Raw genomic sequence first — 6,264 nt, 5'->3', positions numbered from 1 at the left:
TGAATTATCAATAGCATTAGCAGAGAACTTTCATCTGTTTGAAAATTGACAAAAGATATTTGTTTAGGTATATTCTATATTATAGGAGTAAGAATTATGAAAGATAAAAAAGAAGTTAATCCAAATCCTAATCATAAAAGCACGAATCATGATGAGGCTAATTTTTCTCATGTATATTTTTATAAACTATTATTTGAAGAAAAACCCACTTTACCTAATATAGAATTAGTAAAACAAAAGATTAGAAAATTTTATGATGATATTGATGTTGTATCATCTGATAATGGGATTTACAGTATTGCCATTAATGAATTAAAAGTAAAGTATCAAGATGAAAAAGAAGTTCCGGCTCAAATACTTATGCCTGATGCAATGGAATTTGATTATACTTCTATAAGTGATTATTATTACAGTCAAATGTGGGATATAAAAGAGCCAAAAGAATTGATAAAAAATTGCAATTATGAAATAATGCTTAGTGATTTTATGGCAGCAGGACTTGATTATAAAAAAAGAACAACATTGCTTAATAATTGGCTTTATATTTCATTGCAGCTTTTTAATAATTGCGTAGCAGTTTATAATGAACAAAGCGGAAAACTTTTACTTCCTGAACAAATATTAAATAATAATTATCCTAAAGATTTTAGATTTTTACTTTCAGGTGTTAATATAAGACTTTTCAATGTACAAGATTCAAAAGATATTATAGTTGACACTTTAGGAATGTATGCCATAGGTTTGCCGGATATACAATACCATTTCCATGATTTAAATGTTAATGAAATTATATCGCATGCGTTAAATATTGCTGCCTATATATTTGATAAAGGCGACATAATAAAAAGCGGCGATACTATACAAAGCATATTTGAAAATGTTCAATGGAAATGTCAATATGAGAAATCTTTACTTAAACCTCATAGAGAAATTTTAGATATTAATACATTAGAATACGCTTCTGGTAAAAGAGAAGAAAACAAAACAAACTAATTTATCAAAAATAATCATACAGTTTATTTACCAAAAATGAACATTATTTCATTAATAAAAATTCTAAAATAATTATATTTCTTAATATAAAAATTATAAATTTATTGAATTTGGAATCATTTTTTCCTATACTAAAACCATACAGTTTACATAAAAATTTATATCGTATAAATATAAGAATGGAGGTAAATAATGAGTGAAGATGTTTCTTTATTAACAGAAGAAGAAATAGCTGATGAAATAAAAGAATTGGTTGATAATTGGAAAGATGCTGAAGGAAATCTTATAATGATTTTCCATGGAATTCAAAAGCATTATGGCTATGTACCTAGAAATGTCGCTAAATATGTATCCGAAAAAATTAATATCCCGCTTGCAAGGATATACGAAATTCTCACATTTTATAATTATTTTACAATGGAGCCGCCAGCAGAAAATAATATATCTGTTTGTATGGGTACTGCTTGCTATTTGAAGGGCGGCGGACAATTAGTAGAAGAAGTAAAAAGAAAACTTAACCTTAAAGGAGATCAAAAATATTCTGCTGACAGGAAATACAAACTTGAAGAAGTAAGATGTATAGGCTGCTGCGGCTTAGCTCCAGTTATTACATTTAATGGAGAAGTTTCCGGAAGGGTTGTTGTTGATGATATCGCTAAGTTCATCAATAATAGTGAAGATAAAAAAGAGTAATGGAGTCAAAAAATGGTTGAAAAATTGGATAGACAAAAATTAGAAGAACATAGGCTTAATAAAGCTAAAGAAATAGGTTTAAGAAAAGGTATTAATAAAGATTCATCATACAAATATCATATACTTGTATGCGGCGGTACTGCATGTGAATCAAATAAAAGTGATGAAATAGTAAGACTTTTAAGAGAGTATGCTGAGAAAAATGGTATTTCAGATCAAGTACTTGTTGTAAAAACAGGCTGTTTTGGTTTTTGCAGTCAGGGTCCAGTTGTAAAAATTATGCCTGGAAGAGTTTTCTATACTCATGTTCAGCCTGAACATGAGTATAGATATAATAGAAAAACATGTTATGAAAGATGAGTTGTTATTAAGAATACTTTATAAAGAGCAGAGAGAACATAGGGATTTTTCAAAAGAAATTAATTTTTATCAAAAACAAAGAAGAATTGTATTAAAAAACTGCGGTATGATAGACCCGGAAAATATTGATGAATATATAGGTAATGATGGTTATAAGGCTTTATCTAAAGTATTATTTGAAATGACTCCAGATGATGTTATTAAAGAAATGAAGATTTCAGGACTTAGAGGACGCGGAGGAGCAGGATTCCCTACTTGGAAAAAATGGAGTTTTACAAAAGACGTACAATCTGAACAAAAATATATAGTATGCAATGCTGATGAAGGCGATCCTGGTGCTTATATGGACAGAAGTATACTTGAAGGAGATCCTCATTCTGTAATAGAGGCTATGACTATTGCAGGTTATACAATAGGAGCAAGCAAAGGTTATTTGTATATAAGAGCAGAATACGGACTTGCAGTTGAAAGAGTAAAAATAGCTTTGAAACAGGCTTATGAATATGGATTATTAGGTGAAAAAATATTAGGAAGCGATTTCTCATTTGATTTGGATATAAGACTTGGTGCCGGTGCTTTTGTATGCGGTGAAGAAACTGCACTTTTAGCTTCTATAGAAGGAAACAGAGGTACACCAAGACCAAGACCTCCTTTCCCTGCTATAAAAGGTTTATTTGAACATCCTACAGTTATAAACAACGTAGAAACTTTCGCTAATATTACAGCTATTATCAATAATGGTGCTGAATGGTTTGCATCTATTGGTACAGAAAATTCAAAGGGTACTAAGGTATTCGCTTTAACTGGAAATATTAATGTTTCAGGACTTGTTGAGGTACCTATGGGAACAACCATAAGAGAGATAGTATTCGATATAGGAGGCGGTATACCTAATGATAAATTTGTAAAAGGTGTTCAAACTGGAGGACCTTCCGGAGGTATAATACCTGAATCATTATTCGGCACACATATAGACTTTGATAATTTAGTTAAATTAGGTTCTATGATGGGTTCCGGCGGTATGATAGTTATTGATGAAGATAATAATATGGTTGATTTTGCTAAATTCTATCTTGGTTTCTGTGTTGATGAAAGCTGCGGTAAATGTGTTCCTTGCAGAGTCGGCGGTATGCAGATGTTAAAAATATTAGAAAAGTTCACTAAGAAAAGAGCTAAAGAAGAAGATATACAAAAATTAAAAGATATTGCTTTAACAATGAAAAAAGCTTCATTATGTGCTTTAGGTTCAACTGCAGCAAATCCTGTAATGTCTACACTTAAGCATTTTGAAGAAGAATACAGAGCTGGTATATTTACTCCGCCTGTTCCTAAAAAGAATTAATGAGAGTAAATTTAAGGAGTGTATAAATTATGGTTAAAATAAAAATTAACGGAAAAGAAATAGAGGTTGAAGAAGGTCTTACTATATTAAAAGCGGCTAAAAAGTTAGGCATCAAAATTCCTTCATTATGCTATCACCCTGATATTCCTCCAACATCTGCATGCGGAATATGTGTTGTAAAATTGGCTAATCAAGGAAATAAATATGTCAGATCATGTTCTATGATTGTAGAAGAAGGAATGGATATCATAACTCATGATGCTGAAATTAATACAGTAAGAAAAGGGGTATTGGAATTAGTATTATCAGCACATCCTAATGATTGTTTGAACTGTATAAGAAACGGAGAATGTGAACTTCAAACTGCTGCTGCTGACTTTGGTGTTAGAAATTCTAAATATGATAATATAAAACAAAATCACCCTAGAGATGAATCTGCAGGAAGTATAGTACTTAATCCTGAAAAATGTATTAAATGCGGAAGATGTGTTGTTGTTTGTCAGCAAATGCAAAATGTACATGCTTTAGGATTTGTAAATAGAGGATTTGAAACTTATTTTGCTCCTAGTGCAGTATCATTAAAAGATTCTCCTTGTGTAGACTGCGGACAATGTGCTGCTCACTGCCCAGTTGCTGCCATATATGAAAAAGACCAAACTAAAGAAGTTGAAGATGCTATAGACGATGCTGATACTTATGTTACAGTTCAAATGGCTCCTGCAGTAAGAGTTGCTTTAGGCGAATATTTCGGATTAAAGCCAGGTGACAATATTACAGGAAAAATTTATGCTGCTATGCGTTTGATTGGATTTAATGCAATATTTGATACTAATTTCGGTGCTGATTTGACTATTATGGAAGAAGCTAATGAATTTGTTAAAAGATTTACAGAAAGCAACGGCACTGCTTGTATGACTACATCTTGCTGTCCTGCTTGGGTAAAATATGCAGAAGAATATTATCCTGATTTACTTGATAATATTTCAACAGCTAAATCACCTCATATGATGTTGGCGCCTATGACTAAAACATATTATTCAGATAAAGCTCATGTGGATCCTTTCAGCATATTCAATGTATCCATTATGCCTTGTACTGCTAAAAAGAATGAGATTAGAAAAAATGAATCTATGTATTCAAGCGGATATAAAGATGTTGATGTTGTTCTTACTACTAGAGAGTTTGCAAGAATGATTAAACACTATGGTATAGATTTGGCAGGAATAGAACCCGAAGAAGCTGACAGCATATTAGGAGAATATACTGGAGCTGGCACTATATTCGGTGCTACCGGCGGAGTTATGGAAGCTGCTTTAAGAACTGCTTACAATATTATAGCCGGAACTAATCTTGAAAATGTTGATTTTGAAGAAGTTAGAGGCTTGGAAGGAGTAAAAAGAGCTACTGTGAAAGTATTGGATAAAGAAGTAAAAATAGCTGTTGTTAATGGACTTCATAATGTTGATCCTGTAATGCAGGAAATTAGGGCTGCTAAAGAAAAAGGTGAAAATCCTCCTTATCATTTTGTAGAAGTTATGGCTTGTCCTGGCGGTTGTGTTGGCGGCGGCGGTCAGCCTTATGGTCCTACTAATGAAGTTAGAACAGAAAGAGCTAAAGGCTTATATGATGAGGATAAAAAAGTTACAAAACATAGATGCTCTCATGAAAATGAAAATGTGAAAAAACTTTATGATGAGTTTTTAGGAAAACCTCTTGGTGAAAGATCTCATCACTTCTTACATACTAATTATGAGGCTAATGATAAATATACAAAATAATTTGTAAACCTAATATAAGTTATAAAAAAGCACTATGATAATAGAAATACATTATCATAGTGCTGTTTTTTATTTATAAAAAGTTTTATTAACGGCTATTTTATAGTTTCGAATTTCATCTCTCTAAATTTTTTATATTCATCTTCTATTTCATGTTTTCTTGACATGAAATTATCTCTTGTATGAATTATTTCTTGTAAATGTACTGCTCTGGCTTCATTAATATTTCTGTCTCTTATAAGTCCGTTTTCTGCAAGTACGAATTTATATTTTCCATCTTCACCTTTTACCAAATCACCGCCTGCACCGCAAACTGCACATTCAAAATTAAATTTTACTCCGTCCCAATGTTCTTCGCCTGGATATATTAGTGAAGAATGACATCTAGGACATAAACCTAAATTAGGATCTCCGAGCCATTTTCTTTCTTCAACTGGTGTATTTATTGCTTCAATAATATTTTTACCCATTTGATATGCTCTGTCTAAATAATCTTTATGAAGCAAAACATTGCCAGGTCTTCCCACACTTTCAGCTAAATACATATCTACAACAGTCATAGATTGAGTAAACATTGTAGCAGCTAAACCTTCTAAACTCATTGTCTGCCAATCATGTTTTGATCCTCCAACTCCAATAAGTCCTGCAACTGTATGAGGATCTTCTTTTACTTGTCCTATTTGAAGTCTGAATGACAATTCATAGGCTAAAAATCTTTGAGCAAATGACAAATACAAAGATGAAGGAAGTAAGTCGTAAGTAGGGCAGCCCACTATTATTCCATGACATTCATTCATAACATTTACTATTTTGTCCATATCATCTTTTTCTTTGTAAATACAGCCCTTATATTCTCCGCCTTCTTTGAATATTTTTCCCATAGCTATAGTACAAGATTCACAACCGGAACAAGGTTTTATATTATAATCAAATAGATTAATAAGTATTGCCTCTGCTCCTGCATCTTTAACTGCTGTTAAAGCTTGTTTTACTAATATTTCGCTGTTTCCATTATGTCTGCCAGCTACTATACCCATAACTTTCATAAAATATGATTCTCCTTTTTATAAAAAAATTACTGGACAGGCTGCCAGCCTT

At 31.8% G+C, this 6,264-nt stretch carries 6 protein-coding genes; 5 read left to right on the top strand and 1 reads right to left on the bottom strand.

The genetic code is table 11. From position 1 onward, the window contains the following. Positions 1-96: 96 nt before the first annotated feature. The 5 genes from Q0K52_RS04410 to Q0K52_RS04390 all read left to right on the top strand — a co-directional run bounded on the left by Q0K52_RS04410 (position 97) and on the right by Q0K52_RS04390 (position 5,166). Positions 97-993, top strand: a complete 897-nt coding sequence (locus tag Q0K52_RS04410) for a DUF4261 domain-containing protein (protein ID WP_297296875.1) — start codon at positions 97-99, stop codon at positions 991-993. A gap of 192 nt (positions 994-1,185) precedes the next feature. Then, positions 1,186-1,686, top strand: coding sequence for an NAD(P)H-dependent oxidoreductase subunit E (locus Q0K52_RS04405; RefSeq protein WP_297296873.1), 501 nt, complete (start codon positions 1,186-1,188; stop codon positions 1,684-1,686). A 12-nt stretch (positions 1,687-1,698) separates the two neighbouring features. Then, positions 1,699-2,046 (top strand): (2Fe-2S) ferredoxin domain-containing protein, encoded by a 348-nt coding sequence (locus tag Q0K52_RS04400; RefSeq protein ID WP_297296871.1) that lies wholly within the window; start codon positions 1,699-1,701, stop codon positions 2,044-2,046. Further along, positions 2,006-3,388, top strand: coding sequence for an NADH-quinone oxidoreductase subunit F (locus Q0K52_RS04395; protein WP_297296869.1), 1,383 nt, complete (start codon positions 2,006-2,008; stop codon positions 3,386-3,388). The genes Q0K52_RS04400 and Q0K52_RS04395 overlap by 41 nt, the downstream gene beginning before the upstream one ends. 29 nt (positions 3,389-3,417) lie before the next feature. Further along, positions 3,418-5,166, top strand: coding sequence for an NADH-dependent [FeFe] hydrogenase, group A6 (locus Q0K52_RS04390; RefSeq protein ID WP_297296867.1), 1,749 nt, complete (start codon positions 3,418-3,420; stop codon positions 5,164-5,166). Between the two features lie 95 nt (positions 5,167-5,261). On the opposite strand, the gene Q0K52_RS04385 is transcribed toward Q0K52_RS04390, so the two are convergent. After that, positions 5,262-6,212, bottom strand: a complete 951-nt coding sequence (locus tag Q0K52_RS04385) for a flavodoxin family protein (protein ID WP_297296865.1) — start codon at positions 6,210-6,212, stop codon at positions 5,262-5,264. Positions 6,213-6,264: the final 52 nt, after the last annotated feature.

Source organism: uncultured Brachyspira sp. (assembly GCF_944390845.1).
Taxonomy (GTDB): domain Bacteria; phylum Spirochaetota; class Brachyspiria; order Brachyspirales; family Brachyspiraceae; genus Brachyspira; species Brachyspira pulli.
This window is presented reverse-complemented; position numbering and strand designations above follow the sequence as displayed.